We start from the raw sequence: 17,087 nt of genomic DNA on the forward strand, positions 1-17,087 counted from the left end.
GGAGATAGAGGTGTTAGTGATGGCTCGTATTGCAAATTCAGTTTTTGAACTAATAGGAAATACACCAGTCGTTAAATTAAACCGTTTAGTAGATGAAGACAGTGCGGATGTCTACTTGAAGCTTGAATATATGAACCCGGGCAGCAGTGTGAAAGATCGTATTGCGTTAGCGATGATCGAAGATGCTGAAGCGAAAGGTACTTTAAAAGCCGGCGACACGCTCATCGAACCAACAAGCGGAAACACAGGTATCGGTCTAGCAATGGTAGCGGCAGCGAAAGGAATTAACGCCATTCTAGTGATGCCAGACACAATGAGTCAGGAGCGCCGTAACCTTTTACGTGCTTATGGTGCAGAGCTTGTATTAACACCAGGTGCAGAAGGAATGAAAGGTGCCATCAAAAAGGCAGAAGAATTAGCAGAAGAGCACGGTTACTTCATGCCTCAGCAATTTAGCAACGAAGCCAATGCGGAGATTCACCGTCGTACTACAGGAAAAGAAATTCTTGAACAGTTTGACGGCGAGCTTGATGCATTTATTGCAGGTGTTGGTACGGGCGGCACAATTACGGGTGCTGGCGAAGTCCTAAAAGAAGCCATCCCATCGATTCAGCTTTATGCGGTAGAGCCGACAGATTCTCCTGTATTATCAGGCGGAAAGCCGGGCCCGCATAAAATCCAAGGGATTGGAGCAGGTTTTATTCCTTCCATCTTAAACACGGAAGTATATGATGGCATTATCCAAGTGAAAAACGAAGATGCATTTGAGCTTGCAAGAAAAGCAGCGAAAGAGGAAGGAATCCTTGGCGGTATTTCTTCAGGAGCAGCTATTTACGCAGCACTTCAAACAGCGAAAAAGCTTGGTAAAGGGAAAAAGGTTCTCGCAATCATCCCAAGTAATGGGGAGCGTTACCTCAGCACACCTCTTTATCAGTTCGATTAAACCAATTACCCCAGCATTTGCTGGGGTTTTTTTATGAAATCTGTAGATGGAAAGCAAATACTATTTTCTAAATAAATTGGATTGCATTACAATAAGATTAATGAAAATGAAAAAGGATGATAACATGACACAACGCAGGCCGATGGGCATCAAAATTCCTTTTACGAAAGATGCATTCTTGGAAAGATATGAACAACTAACTGCTGGCGAAACACACCATGTTCTGCTTGAAAGTGCTCGCGGCGGTTCCTACAGCATTGCTGGTATTCACCCAATCGCTAAAGCGAAGGGGAAAGATGGGATGACAACCATCCATTATCAAGATGAGGTGCTGTTTAAAGAAGGCGATCCATTCAGAGCGTTTACGGATTGGTTCCAAACCCTTCAAACCGAAACGAATGAGGAATACCCTGATTTTCAAGGCGGGGCGATTGGATTTTTAAGCTATGATTATGCTAGATATATCGAGCATTTTAAGATGCTGTCCATTGATGACCTGAAAACACCTGATCTTTATTTTCTCGTGTTTAATGATGTTGCAGTCTTTGATCATAAGGAAAATATGTTGTGGCTGATTACTCACACAGAGGGAGCGGAACCTGTGAGTGTCACTCATCAAAGACTTGAAGATTTGAAGCAAAAGTGGACAAGCTCTGTAATCGAATCAGCACAATCACCTGTTTATGAATCTTCTGCAGAATTTGTACCAGCAGCACCTTTTACTGAAGAGACCTTTGGAGAAGCAGTAGAGAAGATTAAGCAATATATCACAAGCGGTGATGTGTTCCAAGTGAATTTATCCATCAGACAAGATGAACAGCTCCACACCCACCCTTATGATTTATACAAAACGTTACGTCAAGTCAATCCATCTCCTTATATGTCTTATTTGCACACGCCTGATTTCCAAATTGTTTGTGGATCTCCAGAGCTGCTGATTAAGAAAAAGGGGACTCAATTAGAAACAAGACCGATTGCGGGTACAAGATCAAGAGGCAAGGACGATGCTGAGGATCAAGCGCTGGCAAAAGAGCTCATTGAAAATGAAAAAGAACGCGCGGAGCATGTGATGCTCGTCGATCTTGAGCGAAATGATCTTGGACGCGTGTCCACTTATGGCTCAGTAAGAGTGAACGAATTTATGGCGATTGAGAAATATTCACATGTGATGCACATTGTATCCAACGTACAAGGGGAACTGCGTGATGATTGTGATGCAGTAGATGTCATGAGAGCCGTATTCCCAGGCGGCACAATTACAGGTGCTCCAAAGGTAAGAACAATGGAAATCATAGAAGAGCTTGAGCCAACAAGGCGTGGGCTTTATACTGGATCTATAGGCTGGTTTGGATTTAATCAAGATATGCACTTTAACATCGTCATTCGTACGGCGTACTGCACTGAAGGCAAAGCCTTTATGCAGTCGGGTGCTGGGATCGTCATCGATTCTGTACCAAAGCACGAATATAAAGAATCGATTAAAAAAGCCTATGCAGTAAAAAAAGCATTACAGTTGAGCGAAGAAGAGACTATTTTGAGTTAGAGGTGAGCAGAGCATGATAGTAATGATTGATAATTATGATTCATTTACGTACAACCTGGTCCAGTATTTAGGTGAGCTTGGAGAAGAATTGATCGTGAAACGGAATGATCAAGTAACCATTCAAGAAATCGAAGAACTCAAGCCAGATTTTCTCATGATTTCTCCAGGGCCATGCAGTCCTGATGAAGCGGGAATTAGTATGGAGGCAATCAAGCACTTTGCGGGAAGTATTCCGATCTTCGGTGTATGCCTAGGGCATCAATCCATTGCGCAAGTCTTTGGAGGGGATGTCGTTCGTGCTGAGCGCTTAATGCATGGTAAAACGTCAGAGATTGAACATGACGGAAAAGGTGTCTTCACTGGACTCCAAAATCCGCTTGTCGCAACGAGATATCATTCATTAATTGTCAAAAATGAAACGCTGCCGGAGTGCTTTGACGCAACAGCCAGCACAAAGGAAGGCGAGCTCATGGCCATTCGCCATAAAGAGCTACCAATTGAAAGTGTACAGTTTCATCCTGAATCGATTATGACGTCCTTCGGAAAAGAAATGCTTAAAAATTTCATTGAAACCTATCGTAAAAAGGGGCATGAAGTAAACGCATGATCATTTATCTGAACGGTCAGTATATAGAGGAGAAAGACGCGACTCTTTCTCCTTTTGATCATGGTTTTCTATATGGCATCGGTGTATTCGAAACATTTACCAGCCTGGCAGGACAAGTCTTTCTGTTAGATTGGCACCTTGAAAGGCTCAATCAATCATTGCATGACCTTTGCATCGAATCCACAATAGAGAAACCATTTGTACTCGACATCATTCATACCTTACTAAATAAAAACGAAATAGCCGGTGGCCATGCGAGAATTCGATTCAATGTTTCTGCGGGCAGGGGCAATGGATTTTCTGCAGATCCTTATGAAGAGTCTGTCGTGTTTGTCATGATCTCTCCATTCCGGCCCGAATCTGTTTTAGATGAGAAACAGGGAGTCATTCTTCAAACGAGGAGAAATACGCCGGAAGGTCCGAGGCGCCTCAAGTCTCACCATTATATGAACAACCTGCTTGCAAAAAGAGAAGTGGGAAATGACCCGAAGTTAGAAGGTATCTTTTTAACAAAAGAAAATGATGTGGCAGAAGGCATTACCTCCAATGTATTTTGGCGAAAAGGCGATGTGATTTATACACCGTCACTTGATACAGGCATTTTAAATGGGGTCACTCGTCGATATTGTATCGAAACACTCCAAGCGATGGAGGCTTCACTAAAAGTAGGGCGATACCCAGTCTCCCATTTGCTATCAGCTGATGAGGCATGGATGACCAATTCTGTTCAAGGGGTTGTGCCTTTCAGAAGTATAGGGGAAATCTCCTTTCCCCAAAACAGCCGGATCTTCTCAACGAAATTGAGAGCACAATATACAAAAGAACGTCTAGATTATAAAGAGTAGGTGGACACAATGACACAACAAGTGATAAAGCAGCCTAAAGTCATACAAGCCAAGCACCACACCCTTAGTTATGAAGAAAAGACATTGGTCATGGGCATTTTAAATGTCACACCTGACTCTTTTTCAGATGGAGGAAAGTTTAATCAAGTGGATAAAGCGCTGGCTCATGCAGCACAGCTGATAGAGGACGGGGCACATATCATTGATATTGGCGGAGAATCGACTCGCCCAGGAGCGGCATTTGTCTCAGAACAAGAAGAGCTTTCAAGAGTCATTCCCGTCATTGAAAAGATCACGAAAGAATTGGATGTACCGATTTCCATTGATACGTATAAAGCCCATGTGGCAGATGAAGCAGTGAAAGCCGGAGCTTCCATCATTAATGATGTATGGGGAGCGAAGGCAGATCCTCAAATGGCGCATGTGGCAGCGAAGCACAATGTGCCGATTATTTTAATGCACAATCGGCCAGAGCGAAATTACACACATTTGATTTCAGATATGATCGCAGATTTGAAAGAAAGTGTTCAGATTGCGAAACAAGCCGGTGTCCGTGATGACATGATCATATTAGACCCTGGTGTAGGGTTTGCGAAAAATAAAGAGGACAACCTGATGGTCATGAATGAGCTCGAACATTTTTGTCACCTTGGGTATCCACTGCTCTTAGCTACATCTCGAAAACGATTCATCGGAGCTGTCTTAGACCTGCCACCGGAAGAACGTACTGAAGGAACGGGGGCCACGGTCTGTCTTGGGATTCAAAAAGGCAGTGCGATGGTTCGCGTACATGATGTAAAAGAAATCGCAAGAATGGCAAAAATGATGGATGCCATGCTGAATAAGGGAGGCGCTTATCATCGATAAAGTATATGTAAATGGAATGGAATTTTACGGCTACCATGGCGTATTTGCAGAAGAAAATAAATTAGGACAGCGGTTCCGTGTGGATTTAACAGCTTCACTTGATTTAAGTAAAGCCGGACAAACTGATGACCTCAATCAGACCATCAATTATGCGGAGCTCTACCAAATCTGCAAAAGCATAGTAGAGGGTGAACCAGTCAACCTCGTTGAAACACTGACAGAAAGAATTGCGAGCCAAGTGCTAAAGGATTTTCCGACAGTTCAGGAATGTACAGTGAAGGTAATCAAACCAGATCCACCAATTCCAGGACACTATCAGTCCGTTGCCATTGAAATGACGAGATCGCGCGCATGAACAATACCGCATACATTGCTTTAGGTTCGAACATAGGGAAAAAGGAAACCTATTTAAAAGAAGCTGTGAAAAAACTGCACGAACATCCAGATGTTCAAGTAGAATCGATCTCATCTATATATGAAACAACACCTGTAGGTTACGAAAACCAAGATGACTTTTTAAATATGGCTGTGAAAATTTCCACCTCGCTTCGTCCAAATGAATTACTGGCACTTACTCAGAAAATCGAGCAAGAGTTAGGCAGAACAAGAGAAGTGAGATGGGGACCGCGAACGGCTGACCTTGACATTTTACTTTATAATCGTGAAAATATTGAAACAGAACAGCTTGTAGTGCCGCATCCTAGAATGTACGAACGTTTATTCGTTCTCGTTCCGATGAGTGAGATTTGCCCAGAAATCGGCGAAGTACAAATAAATGCCGTAACAGACCAAGAAGGTGTAAGCATATGGAAAAAGACATGTGGGGTAGAAGAATTCGTGCATACCGAAAGCTAAAAGGGTATACTCAGGAAGGGTTCGCGAAAAGACTGGGCATCTCTGTCTCTGTCTTAGGAGAAATTGAGCGTGGCAATCGATTACCAACAAACCAATTGGTTGGTCAAATAGCAGATGCTTTAAATATAACGGTGGAAGAACTTTCGCCAATTCTTGAAGAAGGAAGGAGGGGAAATGATGTTTAAAATCGGAGATATCGACATTAAAAACAAAGTGGTGCTCGCGCCTATGGCTGGTGTGTGCAACTCTGCCTTCAGACTGACAGTGAAAGAGTTTGGAGCAGGTTTAGTCTGCGCTGAAATGGTCAGTGATAAGGCGATCCTGATCAACAATGCAAGAACAATGGGTATGCTATACATTGATGAACGGGAAAAGCCTTTGAGCCTTCAGATATTTGGAGGAGAAAAAGACACTCTCGTTGAAGCGGCAAAGTTTGTAGACCAGAATACCACAGCGGACATTATTGATATCAACATGGGCTGTCCTGTGCCGAAGATTACGAAATGTGATGCAGGAGCGAAATGGCTGCTTGATCCAAACAAGATTTATGAAATGGTCTCTGCTGTTGTAGATGCTGTAGATAAACCTGTTACAGTGAAAATGAGAATGGGCTGGGACGAAGATCATATCTTCGCTATCGACAATGCCCGTGCTGTTGAACGAGCAGGTGGACAAGCGGTTGCGCTTCACGGACGGACACGTGTGCAGATGTACGAAGGAACAGCGAATTGGGATATTATAAAAGAGGTCAAACAATCTGTTTCCATTCCAGTCATCGGCAATGGAGATGTCAAAACCCCTCAGGATGCAAAACGTATGCTTGATGAAACGGGTGCAGATGCTGTCATGATCGGAAGAGCCGCACTAGGAAACCCATGGATGATCTATCGAACGGTTCATTATTTAGAAACGGGTGAACTGAAAGAAGAGCCAAACGTACGTGAGAAGATGTCAGTGTGCAAGCTTCACTTAGACAGACTCATTGATCTAAAAGGCGAGCATGTGGCTGTCAGAGAAATGAGAAAGCACGCAGCATGGTACTTAAAAGGTGTCCGAGGCAATGCGGACGTGAGAAATCAAATCAATCAGAGTGAAACGAGAGCGGAACTTGTACAAGTTCTTGATAACTTTACGATCGAAGCCGAGGCAAAAGAGCTTCAAAGTATAAAAGTAGGATAAGACTATCTTTCTTTTTGTAGCTCACTGCTAGTGCATGTACTGGCAGTTTTTCTGCTTTTCTCTGCAAAATACATTAATGGAGTGATATAAATGAGTAATGAAGGGCTTAATAACGAAGAATTAAATGACCAATTCCAGGTCAGACGTGACAAAATGAATAAAATGAGAGAAGAGGGTATTGATCCATTTGGTGAACGATATGACCGTTCTCATCAATCTGCCCAAATTATTGCTGAATACGATGAGTTTTCTAAAGAAGACTTAGAAGAAAAGTCTGCCCAAGTGACAATCGCTGGACGTATGATGACTAAGCGCGGAAAAGGGAAAGCTGGCTTTGCGCATATACAAGATTTAGAAGGACAAATTCAAATCTACGTTCGTAAAGATAGTGTAGGAGAAGAAGCTTACGAATTATTCAAAAGCTCAGACCTAGGCGATATTATCGGTGTAACAGGAACAGTATTTAAAACGAATGTAGGAGAACTTTCTATTAAAGCGACTAGCTTTGAGGTTCTCACAAAAGCACTTCGCCCGCTTCCTGATAAATATCATGGACTTAAAGATGTTGAACAACGTTATCGTCAGCGTTACCTTGATCTGATTGTAAATCCAGAAAGTAAGCAGACGTTCATCATGCGAAGCAAGATCATCCAATCTATGAGAAGATACTTAGATTCTAAAGGATACCTAGAAGTTGAAACACCAACAATGCACAGCATCCCTGGTGGTGCATCAGCACGTCCTTTCATTACTCATCATAATGCACTGGATATGCCGCTTTATATGCGTATTGCGATTGAACTGCACTTAAAACGCCTCATTGTCGGTGGCCTAGAGAAAGTATACGAGATTGGCCGTGTATTCCGTAACGAAGGTGTATCAACTCGCCATAACCCAGAATTCACTATGATCGAGCTTTACGAAGCTTACGCAGATTATAAAGACATCATGAACCTAACCGAAAACCTGATTGCTCATATTGCCGAAGAGGTACTAGGAACAACCACGATTCAATATGGAGAAGATGAAATTGACCTCAAGCCTGAATGGAAGAGACTCCATATGGTTGAAGCGGTCAAAGAAGCAACTGGTGTAGACTTCTGGCAGGAGATGTCCGTAGAAGAAGCGCAACAGCATGCAGCTGATCACGGAATTGAAATTACGAAAAACATGACAGTAGGTCATATCATCAATGAGTTCTTCGAGCAAAAAGTTGAGGAAACTTTGGTACAGCCTACATTTATTTACGGACACCCAGTGGAGATTTCTCCATTAGCTAAGAAAAATCCTGAAGACCCTCGCTTCACAGATCGCTTTGAGCTATTTATCGTACGCCGTGAACATGCTAATGCATTCACAGAGCTAAATGATCCAATCGATCAAAGAGAACGTTTCGAAGCTCAATTAAAAGAACGTGAAGAAGGAAATGATGAAGCGCATCTAATGGATGATGATTTTGTTGAAGCATTAGAATATGGTATGCCTCCAACAGGCGGACTAGGAATCGGTATCGACCGGTTAATCATGCTATTAACAAATTCTCCATCAATCAGAGATGTACTGCTTTTCCCACAAATGAGAAACCGCTAATACATCAATTAAAGCGCCATTATAACTATGGCGCTTTTTATTTTTCATAAAATGAAACTTTTTTTAAAAAAACTATTGCAAGGAAAGAATCAAGGTGGTATATTATTATTCGTTGCCGCAAAACAGCAGCGAGGTTAAAAAAAGAAATTGAAAAACTTCTTGACTTTAACCGATACAAAATGTTAAGATATTAAAGTCGCTTAAGAGCGATAACGAAAATGATCTTTGAAAACTAAACAAGACAAAACGTACCTGTTAATTCGAGTTTTTATAAAAAAATCCTATGAAATATCATAGGTAGTCAGTCAAACGCTGACGAAAAACAAAACTTCGGTTTTGTACTTTTTCGGAGAGTTTGATCCTGGCTCAGGACGAACGCTGGCGGCGTGCCTAATACATGCAAGTCGAGCGAACAGAAGGGAGCTTGCTCCCGGATGTTAGCGGCGGACGGGTGAGTAACACGTGGGTAACCTGCCTGTAAGACTGGGATAACTCCGGGAAACCGGAGCTAATACCGGATAGTTCCTTGAACCGCATGGTTCAAGGATGAAAGACGGTTTCGGCTGTCACTTACAGATGGACCCGCGGCGCATTAGCTAGTTGGTGGGGTAATGGCTCACCAAGGCGACGATGCGTAGCCGACCTGAGAGGGTGATCGGCCACACTGGGACTGAGACACGGCCCAGACTCCTACGGGAGGCAGCAGTAGGGAATCTTCCGCAATGGACGAAAGTCTGACGGAGCAACGCCGCGTGAGTGATGAAGGTTTTCGGATCGTAAAGCTCTGTTGTTAGGGAAGAACAAGTGCGAGAGTAACTGCTCGCACCTTGACGGTACCTAACCAGAAAGCCACGGCTAACTACGTGCCAGCAGCCGCGGTAATACGTAGGTGGCAAGCGTTGTCCGGAATTATTGGGCGTAAAGGGCTCGCAGGCGGTTTCTTAAGTCTGATGTGAAAGCCCCCGGCTCAACCGGGGAGGGTCATTGGAAACTGGGAAACTTGAGTGCAGAAGAGGAGAGTGGAATTCCACGTGTAGCGGTGAAATGCGTAGAGATGTGGAGGAACACCAGTGGCGAAGGCGACTCTCTGGTCTGTAACTGACGCTGAGGAGCGAAAGCGTGGGGAGCGAACAGGATTAGATACCCTGGTAGTCCACGCCGTAAACGATGAGTGCTAAGTGTTAGGGGGTTTCCGCCCCTTAGTGCTGCAGCTAACGCATTAAGCACTCCGCCTGGGGAGTACGGTCGCAAGACTGAAACTCAAAGGAATTGACGGGGGCCCGCACAAGCGGTGGAGCATGTGGTTTAATTCGAAGCAACGCGAAGAACCTTACCAGGTCTTGACATCCTCTGACAACCCTAGAGATAGGGCTTTCCCTTCGGGGACAGAGTGACAGGTGGTGCATGGTTGTCGTCAGCTCGTGTCGTGAGATGTTGGGTTAAGTCCCGCAACGAGCGCAACCCTTGATCTTAGTTGCCAGCATTTAGTTGGGCACTCTAAGGTGACTGCCGGTGACAAACCGGAGGAAGGTGGGGATGACGTCAAATCATCATGCCCCTTATGACCTGGGCTACACACGTGCTACAATGGACAGAACAAAGGGCTGCGAGACCGCAAGGTTTAGCCAATCCCATAAATCTGTTCTCAGTTCGGATCGCAGTCTGCAACTCGACTGCGTGAAGCTGGAATCGCTAGTAATCGCGGATCAGCATGCCGCGGTGAATACGTTCCCGGGCCTTGTACACACCGCCCGTCACACCACGAGAGTTTGCAACACCCGAAGTCGGTGAGGTAACCTTTATGGAGCCAGCCGCCGAAGGTGGGGCAGATGATTGGGGTGAAGTCGTAACAAGGTAGCCGTATCGGAAGGTGCGGCTGGATCACCTCCTTTCTAAGGATATATGGAGCAGCGTGCGTTTTCGTCTTGTTTAGTTTTGAAGGATCATTCCTTCAAGACATGTCTCTAGCGAGACAGGATTGTTCTTTGAAAACTAGATAACAATAAGTAATACATTCACATTGAATGCAATGCAAAGTTCATCACACATAGTGATTCTTTCTAAAGTAAGAAATGGTTAAGTTAGAAAGGGCGCACGGTGGATGCCTTGGCACTAGGAGCCGATGAAGGACGGGACGAACACCGATATGCTTCGGGGAGCTGTAAGCAAGCTTTGATCCGGAGATTTCCGAATGGGGAAACCCACTGCTCGTAATGGAGTAGTATCCATACTTGAATACATAGAGTATGAGAAGGCATACCCGGGGAACTGAAACATCTAAGTACCCGGAGGAAGAGAAAGCAAATGCGATTCCCTGAGTAGCGGCGAGCGAAACGGGAACAGCCCAAACCAAGAGGCTTGCCTCTTGGGGTTGTAGGACACTCTATACGGAGTTACAAAGGAACGATATAAGCGAAGAGGTCTGGAAAGGCCCGCCAAAGAAGGTAACAGCCCTGTAACTGAAATGTTGTTCTCTCCAGAGTGGATCCTGAGTACGGCGGAACACGTGAAATTCCGTCGGAATCCGGGAGGACCATCTCCCAAGGCTAAATACTCCCTAGTGACCGATAGTGAACCAGTACCGTGAGGGAAAGGTGAAAAGCACCCCGGAAGGGGAGTGAAATAGATCCTGAAACCGTGTGCCTACAAGTAGTCAGAGCCCGTTAAAGGGTGATGGCGTGCCTTTTGTAGAATGAACCGGCGAGTTACGATCCCGTGCAAGGTTAAGCAGAAGATGCGGAGCCGCAGCGAAAGCGAGTCTGAATAGGGCGCATGAGTACGTGGTCGTAGACCCGAAACCAGGTGATCTACCCATGTCCAGGGTGAAGTTCAGGTAACACTGAATGGAGGCCCGAACCCACGCACGTTGAAAAGTGCGGGGATGAGGTGTGGGTAGGGGTGAAATGCCAATCGAACCTGGAGATAGCTGGTTCTCTCCGAAATAGCTTTAGGGCTAGCCTCAAGGTAAGAGTCTCGGAGGTAGAGCACTGATTGGACTAGGGGCCCCTACCGGGTTACCGAATTCAGTCAAACTCCGAATGCCGATGACTTATCCTTGGGAGTCAGACTGCGAGTGATAAGATCCGTAGTCGAAAGGGAAACAGCCCAGACCGCCAGCTAAGGTCCCAAAGTATACGTTAAGTGGAAAAGGATGTGGAGTTGCTTAGACAACCAGGATGTTGGCTTAGAAGCAGCCACCATTTAAAGAGTGCGTAATAGCTCACTGGTCGAGTGACTCTGCGCCGAAAATGTACCGGGGCTAAACGTATCACCGAAGCTGCGGACTGTTCTTACGAACAGTGGTAGGAGAGCGTTCTAAGTGCTGTGAAGTCAGACCGGAAGGACTGGTGGAGCGCTTAGAAGTGAGAATGCCGGTATGAGTAGCGAAAGACGGGTGAGAATCCCGTCCACCGAATGCCTAAGGTTTCCTGAGGAAGGCTCGTCCGCTCAGGGTTAGTCGGGACCTAAGCCGAGGCCGAAAGGCGTAGGCGATGGACAACAGGTTGATATTCCTGTACCACCTCCTCACCATTTGAGCAATGGGGGGACGCAGGAGGATAGGGTAAGCGCGGTATTGGATATCCGCGTCCAAGCAGTTAGGCTGGGAAATAGGCAAATCCGTTTCCCGTGAAGGCTGAGCTGTGATGGCGAGCGAAATTTAGTAGCGAAGTTCCTGATTCCACACTGCCAAGAAAAGCCTCTAGCGAGGTGAGAGGTGCCCGTACCGCAAACCGACACAGGTAGGCGAGGAGAGAATCCTAAGGTGATCGAGAGAACTCTCGTTAAGGAACTCGGCAAAATGACCCCGTAACTTCGGGAGAAGGGGTGCTTCTTAGGGTGTTAAAGCCCCGAGAAGCCGCAGTGAATAGGCCCAGGCGACTGTTTAGCAAAAACACAGGTCTCTGCGAAGCCGTAAGGCGAAGTATAGGGGCTGACGCCTGCCCGGTGCTGGAAGGTTAAGAGGAGCGCTTAGCGTAAGCGAAGGTGCGAATTGAAGCCCCAGTAAACGGCGGCCGTAACTATAACGGTCCTAAGGTAGCGAAATTCCTTGTCGGGTAAGTTCCGACCCGCACGAAAGGCGCAACGATCTGGGCACTGTCTCAACGAGAGACTCGGTGAAATTATAGTACCTGTGAAGATGCAGGTTACCCGCGACAGGACGGAAAGACCCCGTGGAGCTTTACTGCAGCCTGATATTGAATGTTGGTACAGCTTGTACAGGATAGGTAGGAGCCTTGGAAACCGGAGCGCTAGCTTCGGTGGAGGCATCGGTGGGATACTACCCTGGCTGTATTGACCTTCTAACCCGCTGCCCTTATCGGGCAGGGAGACAGTGTCAGGTGGGCAGTTTGACTGGGGCGGTCGCCTCCTAAAATGTAACGGAGGCGCCCAAAGGTTCCCTCAGAATGGTTGGAAATCATTCGCAGAGTGTAAAGGCACAAGGGAGCTTGACTGCGAGACCTACAAGTCGAGCAGGGACGAAAGTCGGGCTTAGTGATCCGGTGGTTCCGCATGGAAGGGCCATCGCTCAACGGATAAAAGCTACCCCGGGGATAACAGGCTTATCTCCCCCAAGAGTCCACATCGACGGGGAGGTTTGGCACCTCGATGTCGGCTCATCGCATCCTGGGGCTGTAGTCGGTCCCAAGGGTTGGGCTGTTCGCCCATTAAAGCGGTACGCGAGCTGGGTTCAGAACGTCGTGAGACAGTTCGGTCCCTATCCGTCGCGGGCGCAGGAAATTTGAGAGGAGCTGTCCTTAGTACGAGAGGACCGGGATGGACGCACCGCTGGTGTACCAGTTGTTCTGCCAAGGGCATCGCTGGGTAGCTATGTGCGGACGGGATAAGTGCTGAAAGCATCTAAGCATGAAGCCCCCCTCAAGATGAGATTTCCCATTCCGCAAGGAAGTAAGATCCCTGAAAGATGATCAGGTTGATAGGTCTGAGGTGGAAGCGTGGTGACACGTGGAGCTGACAGATACTAATAGATCGAGGACTTAACCTATATTCTAATGTGAAGTTTGAACATTGTTATCTAGTTTTGAGAGAACATTCTCTCCATCAGGTTTGGTGGCGATAGCGAAGAGGTCACACCCGTTCCCATACCGAACACGGAAGTTAAGCTCTTCAGCGCCGATGGTAGTTGGGGGTCTCCCCCTGTGAGAGTAGGACGCCGCCAAGCTTGTCTAAGGATCAGTTCCATTTGGAACTGGTCTTTTTTGTGTTTTTGAAAAAATTACTTCTATTAAATTGCTTTGTAAAGTGAGAAGTGATGATGTAGCAAGCCTCATCGACCAGCTAATTTTTTCTTCCGTTCACTTTTAGGTATTTTCATTGAACAACGCAGCTGTTGTGTGGGTAGGTTGTTCAATTCGTTTAGGATGAAGACCAAAAGCATAGACAGCAGCCAATAAGATTTTCTTTGGCAGCCAACAGATAAAGAGGACTGTTAGAGATACACTATAGATAACTGAGTATTGCCAAAGAGCATAGAGCACCTTCAGTTAATTTTTACGCCCGTTCTAAGTAAGAACAAGAAAGAATCAACAACTAACTTGTTACCTCCAGTAACACTTTAATATTGAAGATAGTAAAGAACAGCATCATTTACTGATATTTTTATATGAAAATGATTTCTCAGAAAAATAAAATAATAAAAGAATCCCTTCTCTAGATGATTTGTATGAGAAGATATATTGAATAAAACAAGCATATAAAAAACATGAAAAGGGTCATTTTACATCAATGAAGCGTTATTAGAGCGCTTTTTAACAAAAAAACATAAAAAAATGAAAAAAAGACTTTTAAAATGATGAGACAAGTGGTAAACTTTTTTAGGTGCCTTAACGAAAAGATGAAAAAAACAGCGTTAAAATTAATTCAAAAATTATTTTAAAAAAGTCTTTACAAACAATATCTTATCGTTATATAATACTACTTGTCGGATCGAGAGACATTCGAAATGACAACAAAATATGGAGGATTAGCTCAGCTGGGAGAGCATCTGCCTTACAAGCAGAGGGTCGGCGGTTCGAGCCCGTCATCCTCCACCATATTTATTCTTACATAATGTTAGGATAGATAAAGCCGGTGTAGCTCAACTGGTAGAGCAACTGACTTGTAATCAGTAGGTTGGGGGTTCAAGTCCTCTTGCCGGCACCACTTTCATATGGTAAGATAGACAAGTCGCTTTTAAAGCGAGCCATTAGCTCAGTTGGTAGAGCATCTGACTTTTAATCAGAGGGTCGAAGGTTCGAGTCCTTCATGGCTCACCATGTTTCATGCGGGTGTGGCGGAATTGGCAGACGCGCTAGACTTAGGATCTAGTGTCTTTATGACGTGGGGGTTCAAGTCCCTTCACCCGCATTGCCAAATAAAATAAAGAAATCCTGTAATGCGGAAGTAGTTCAGTGGTAGAACACCACCTTGCCAAGGTGGGGGTCGCGGGTTCGAATCCCGTCTTCCGCTTATACCATCCACGCCGGGGTGGTGGAATTGGCAGACACACAGGACTTAAAATCCTGCGGTAGGTGACTACCGTGCCGGTTCAAGTCCGGCCCTCGGCATTATAAAATAAGCGCCCGTAGCTCAATTGGATAGAGCGTTTGACTACGGATCAAAAGGTTAGGGGTTCGACTCCTCTCGGGCGCGCCATTAAGATCGGGAAGTAGCTCAGCTTGGTAGAGCACTTGGTTTGGGACCAAGGGGTCGCAGGTTCGAATCCTGTCTTCCCGACCATCTTTATGGGGCCTTAGCTCAGCTGGGAGAGCGCCTGCCTTGCACGCAGGAGGTCAGCGGTTCGATCCCGCTAGGCTCCACCAATATGATCTTTGAAAACTAAACAAGACAAAACGTACCTGTTAATTCGAGTTTTTATAAAAAATCCTATGAAATATCATAGGTAGTCAGTCAAACGCTGACGAAAAACAAAACTTCGGTTTTGTACTTTTTCGGAGAGTTTGATCCTGGCTCAGGACGAACGCTGGCGGCGTGCCTAATACATGCAAGTCGAGCGAACAGAAGGGAGCTTGCTCCCGGATGTTAGCGGCGGACGGGTGAGTAACACGTGGGTAACCTGCCTGTAAGACTGGGATAACTCCGGGAAACCGGAGCTAATACCGGATAGTTCCTTGAACCGCATGGTTCAAGGATGAAAGACGGTTTCGGCTGTCACTTACAGATGGACCCGCGGCGCATTAGCTAGTTGGTGGGGTAATGGCTCACCAAGGCGACGATGCGTAGCCGACCTGAGAGGGTGATCGGCCACACTGGGACTGAGACACGGCCCAGACTCCTACGGGAGGCAGCAGTAGGGAATCTTCCGCAATGGACGAAAGTCTGACGGAGCAACGCCGCGTGAGTGATGAAGGTTTTCGGATCGTAAAGCTCTGTTGTTAGGGAAGAACAAGTGCGAGAGTAACTGCTCGCACCTTGACGGTACCTAACCAGAAAGCCACGGCTAACTACGTGCCAGCAGCCGCGGTAATACGTAGGTGGCAAGCGTTGTCCGGAATTATTGGGCGTAAAGGGCTCGCAGGCGGTTTCTTAAGTCTGATGTGAAAGCCCCCGGCTCAACCGGGGAGGGTCATTGGAAACTGGGAAACTTGAGTGCAGAAGAGGAGAGTGGAATTCCACGTGTAGCGGTGAAATGCGTAGAGATGTGGAGGAACACCAGTGGCGAAGGCGACTCTCTGGTCTGTAACTGACGCTGAGGAGCGAAAGCGTGGGGAGCGAACAGGATTAGATACCCTGGTAGTCCACGCCGTAAACGATGAGTGCTAAGTGTTAGGGGGTTTCCGCCCCTTAGTGCTGCAGCTAACGCATTAAGCACTCCGCCTGGGGAGTACGGTCGCAAGACTGAAACTCAAAGGAATTGACGGGGGCCCGCACAAGCGGTGGAGCATGTGGTTTAATTCGAAGCAACGCGAAGAACCTTACCAGGTCTTGACATCCTCTGACAACCCTAGAGATAGGGCTTTCCCTTCGGGGACAGAGTGACAGGTGGTGCATGGTTGTCGTCAGCTCGTGTCGTGAGATGTTGGGTTAAGTCCCGCAACGAGCGCAACCCTTGATCTTAGTTGCCAGCATTTAGTTGGGCACTCTAAGGTGACTGCCGGTGACAAACCGGAGGAAGGTGGGGATGACGTCAAATCATCATGCCCCTTATGACCTGGGCTACACACGTGCTACAATGGACAGAACAAAGGGCTGCGAGACCGCAAGGTTTAGCCAATCCCATAAATCTGTTCTCAGTTCGGATCGCAGTCTGCAACTCGACTGCGTGAAGCTGGAATCGCTAGTAATCGCGGATCAGCATGCCGCGGTGAATACGTTCCCGGGCCTTGTACACACCGCCCGTCACACCACGAGAGTTTGCAACACCCGAAGTCGGTGAGGTAACCTTTATGGAGCCAGCCGCCGAAGGTGGGGCAGATGATTGGGGTGAAGTCGTAACAAGGTAGCCGTATCGGAAGGTGCGGCTGGATCACCTCCTTTCTAAGGATATATGGAGCAGTGTGCGTTTTCGTCTTGTTTAGTTTTGAAGGATCATTCCTTCAAGACATGTCTCTAGCGAGACAGGATTGTTCTTTGAAAACTAGATAACAATAAGTAATACATTCACATTGAATGCAATGCAAAGTTCATCACACATAGTGA

Annotated in this window: 10 protein-coding genes, 9 tRNA genes and 4 rRNA genes; all 23 read left to right on the forward strand. The window is 46.3% G+C overall.

From position 1 onward, the window contains the following. Positions 1-19: 19 nt before the first annotated feature. Entirely contained in the window at positions 20-943 is a 924-nt protein-coding gene (gene cysK / locus MHI16_RS00445) for a cysteine synthase A (RefSeq protein WP_012008673.1), read from the forward strand. A 124-nt stretch (positions 944-1,067) separates the two neighbouring features. After that, positions 1,068-2,486 (forward strand): anthranilate synthase component I family protein, encoded by a 1,419-nt coding sequence (locus MHI16_RS00450; RefSeq protein WP_061406501.1) that lies wholly within the window; start codon positions 1,068-1,070, stop codon positions 2,484-2,486. Positions 2,487-2,499: 13 nt separating this feature from the next. After that, entirely contained in the window at positions 2,500-3,093 is a 594-nt protein-coding gene (pabA, locus tag MHI16_RS00455; RefSeq protein ID WP_058015850.1) for an aminodeoxychorismate/anthranilate synthase component II, read from the forward strand. After that, positions 3,090-3,938 (forward strand): aminodeoxychorismate lyase, encoded by an 849-nt coding sequence (gene pabC / locus MHI16_RS00460; RefSeq protein WP_058015851.1) that lies wholly within the window; start codon positions 3,090-3,092, stop codon positions 3,936-3,938. Before pabA ends, pabC begins: the two co-directional genes overlap by 4 nt. Before the next feature lie 9 nt (positions 3,939-3,947). Further along, positions 3,948-4,805, forward strand: a complete 858-nt coding sequence (folP, locus tag MHI16_RS00465; RefSeq protein ID WP_058015852.1) for a dihydropteroate synthase — start codon at positions 3,948-3,950, stop codon at positions 4,803-4,805. Continuing rightward, entirely contained in the window at positions 4,798-5,160 is a 363-nt protein-coding gene (gene folB / locus MHI16_RS00470) for a dihydroneopterin aldolase (RefSeq protein WP_081042369.1), read from the forward strand. Before folP ends, folB begins: the two co-directional genes overlap by 8 nt. Further along, positions 5,157-5,660, forward strand: coding sequence for a 2-amino-4-hydroxy-6-hydroxymethyldihydropteridine diphosphokinase (gene folK, locus MHI16_RS00475; protein ID WP_061406503.1), 504 nt, complete (start codon positions 5,157-5,159; stop codon positions 5,658-5,660). Before folB ends, folK begins: the two co-directional genes overlap by 4 nt. Then, a complete protein-coding gene (locus MHI16_RS00480; protein ID WP_034665770.1) occupies positions 5,612-5,845 on the forward strand; it encodes a helix-turn-helix transcriptional regulator in 234 nt (77 codons plus the stop codon). Before folK ends, MHI16_RS00480 begins: the two co-directional genes overlap by 49 nt. After that, positions 5,838-6,839 carry a tRNA dihydrouridine synthase DusB gene (gene dusB / locus MHI16_RS00485; RefSeq protein WP_061406505.1) on the forward strand — a complete coding sequence of 334 codons (1,002 nt, stop codon included), beginning with the start codon at positions 5,838-5,840 and terminating at the stop codon, positions 6,837-6,839. Before MHI16_RS00480 ends, dusB begins: the two co-directional genes overlap by 8 nt. Positions 6,840-6,929: 90 nt before the next feature. Then, positions 6,930-8,429 carry a lysine--tRNA ligase gene (gene lysS / locus MHI16_RS00490; protein ID WP_012008682.1) on the forward strand — a complete coding sequence of 500 codons (1,500 nt, stop codon included), beginning with the start codon at positions 6,930-6,932 and terminating at the stop codon, positions 8,427-8,429. A gap of 343 nt (positions 8,430-8,772) precedes the next feature. Continuing rightward, positions 8,773-10,321, forward strand: a 16S ribosomal RNA gene (locus MHI16_RS00495). A gap of 182 nt (positions 10,322-10,503) precedes the next feature. Next, positions 10,504-13,434 (forward strand): 23S ribosomal RNA (locus tag MHI16_RS00500). A 61-nt stretch (positions 13,435-13,495) separates the two neighbouring features. After that, positions 13,496-13,611: ribosomal RNA gene (gene rrf / locus MHI16_RS00505) — 5S ribosomal RNA — on the forward strand. Positions 13,612-14,406: 795 nt separating this feature from the next. Next, positions 14,407-14,482 (forward strand) — tRNA-Val (locus MHI16_RS00510). 33 nt (positions 14,483-14,515) lie between these two features. Continuing rightward, positions 14,516-14,591, forward strand: a tRNA-Thr gene (locus tag MHI16_RS00515). Between the two features lie 37 nt (positions 14,592-14,628). Further along, a tRNA-Lys gene (locus MHI16_RS00520) sits at positions 14,629-14,704 on the forward strand. An 8-nt stretch (positions 14,705-14,712) separates the two neighbouring features. Further along, positions 14,713-14,795: transfer RNA gene (locus tag MHI16_RS00525), tRNA-Leu, on the forward strand. 30 nt (positions 14,796-14,825) lie between these two features. Further along, positions 14,826-14,897 (forward strand) — tRNA-Gly (locus MHI16_RS00530). Between the two features lie 12 nt (positions 14,898-14,909). After that, positions 14,910-14,995: transfer RNA gene (locus MHI16_RS00535), tRNA-Leu, on the forward strand. An 11-nt stretch (positions 14,996-15,006) separates the two neighbouring features. Beyond that, positions 15,007-15,083: transfer RNA gene (locus tag MHI16_RS00540), tRNA-Arg, on the forward strand. 7 nt (positions 15,084-15,090) lie between these two features. Beyond that, positions 15,091-15,167, forward strand: a tRNA-Pro gene (locus tag MHI16_RS00545). 7 nt (positions 15,168-15,174) lie between these two features. After that, positions 15,175-15,250 (forward strand) — tRNA-Ala (locus MHI16_RS00550). Positions 15,251-15,376: 126 nt separating this feature from the next. After that, a 16S ribosomal RNA gene (locus MHI16_RS00555) occupies positions 15,377-16,925 on the forward strand. The 16S, 23S and 5S rRNA genes sit together here with 9 tRNA genes alongside, the layout of an rRNA operon. Positions 16,926-17,087: the final 162 nt, after the last annotated feature.

The sequence above is a fragment of the Bacillus sp. FSL K6-0923 genome (assembly GCF_038630825.1).
GTDB classification, from domain to species: domain Bacteria; phylum Bacillota; class Bacilli; order Bacillales; family Bacillaceae; genus Bacillus; species Bacillus pumilus.

Excerpts from the sequence above, each read along its gene's own strand:
- pabA (WP_058015850.1), top strand. The coding sequence starts at position 2,500 with ATGATAGTAATGATTGATAATTATGATTCATTTACGTACAACCTGGTC.
- dusB (WP_061406505.1), top strand. The coding sequence starts at position 5,838 with ATGTTTAAAATCGGAGATATCGACATTAAAAACAAAGTGGTGCTCGCG.
- folK (WP_061406503.1), top strand. The coding sequence starts at position 5,157 with ATGAACAATACCGCATACATTGCTTTAGGTTCGAACATAGGGAAAAAG.
- cysK (WP_012008673.1), top strand. The coding sequence starts at position 20 with ATGGCTCGTATTGCAAATTCAGTTTTTGAACTAATAGGAAATACACCA.
- lysS (WP_012008682.1), top strand. The coding sequence starts at position 6,930 with ATGAGTAATGAAGGGCTTAATAACGAAGAATTAAATGACCAATTCCAG.
- MHI16_RS00450 (WP_061406501.1), top strand. The coding sequence starts at position 1,068 with ATGACACAACGCAGGCCGATGGGCATCAAAATTCCTTTTACGAAAGAT.
- pabC (WP_058015851.1), top strand. The coding sequence starts at position 3,090 with ATGATCATTTATCTGAACGGTCAGTATATAGAGGAGAAAGACGCGACT.
- MHI16_RS00480 (WP_034665770.1), top strand. The coding sequence starts at position 5,612 with ATGGAAAAAGACATGTGGGGTAGAAGAATTCGTGCATACCGAAAGCTA.
- folP (WP_058015852.1), top strand. The coding sequence starts at position 3,948 with ATGACACAACAAGTGATAAAGCAGCCTAAAGTCATACAAGCCAAGCAC.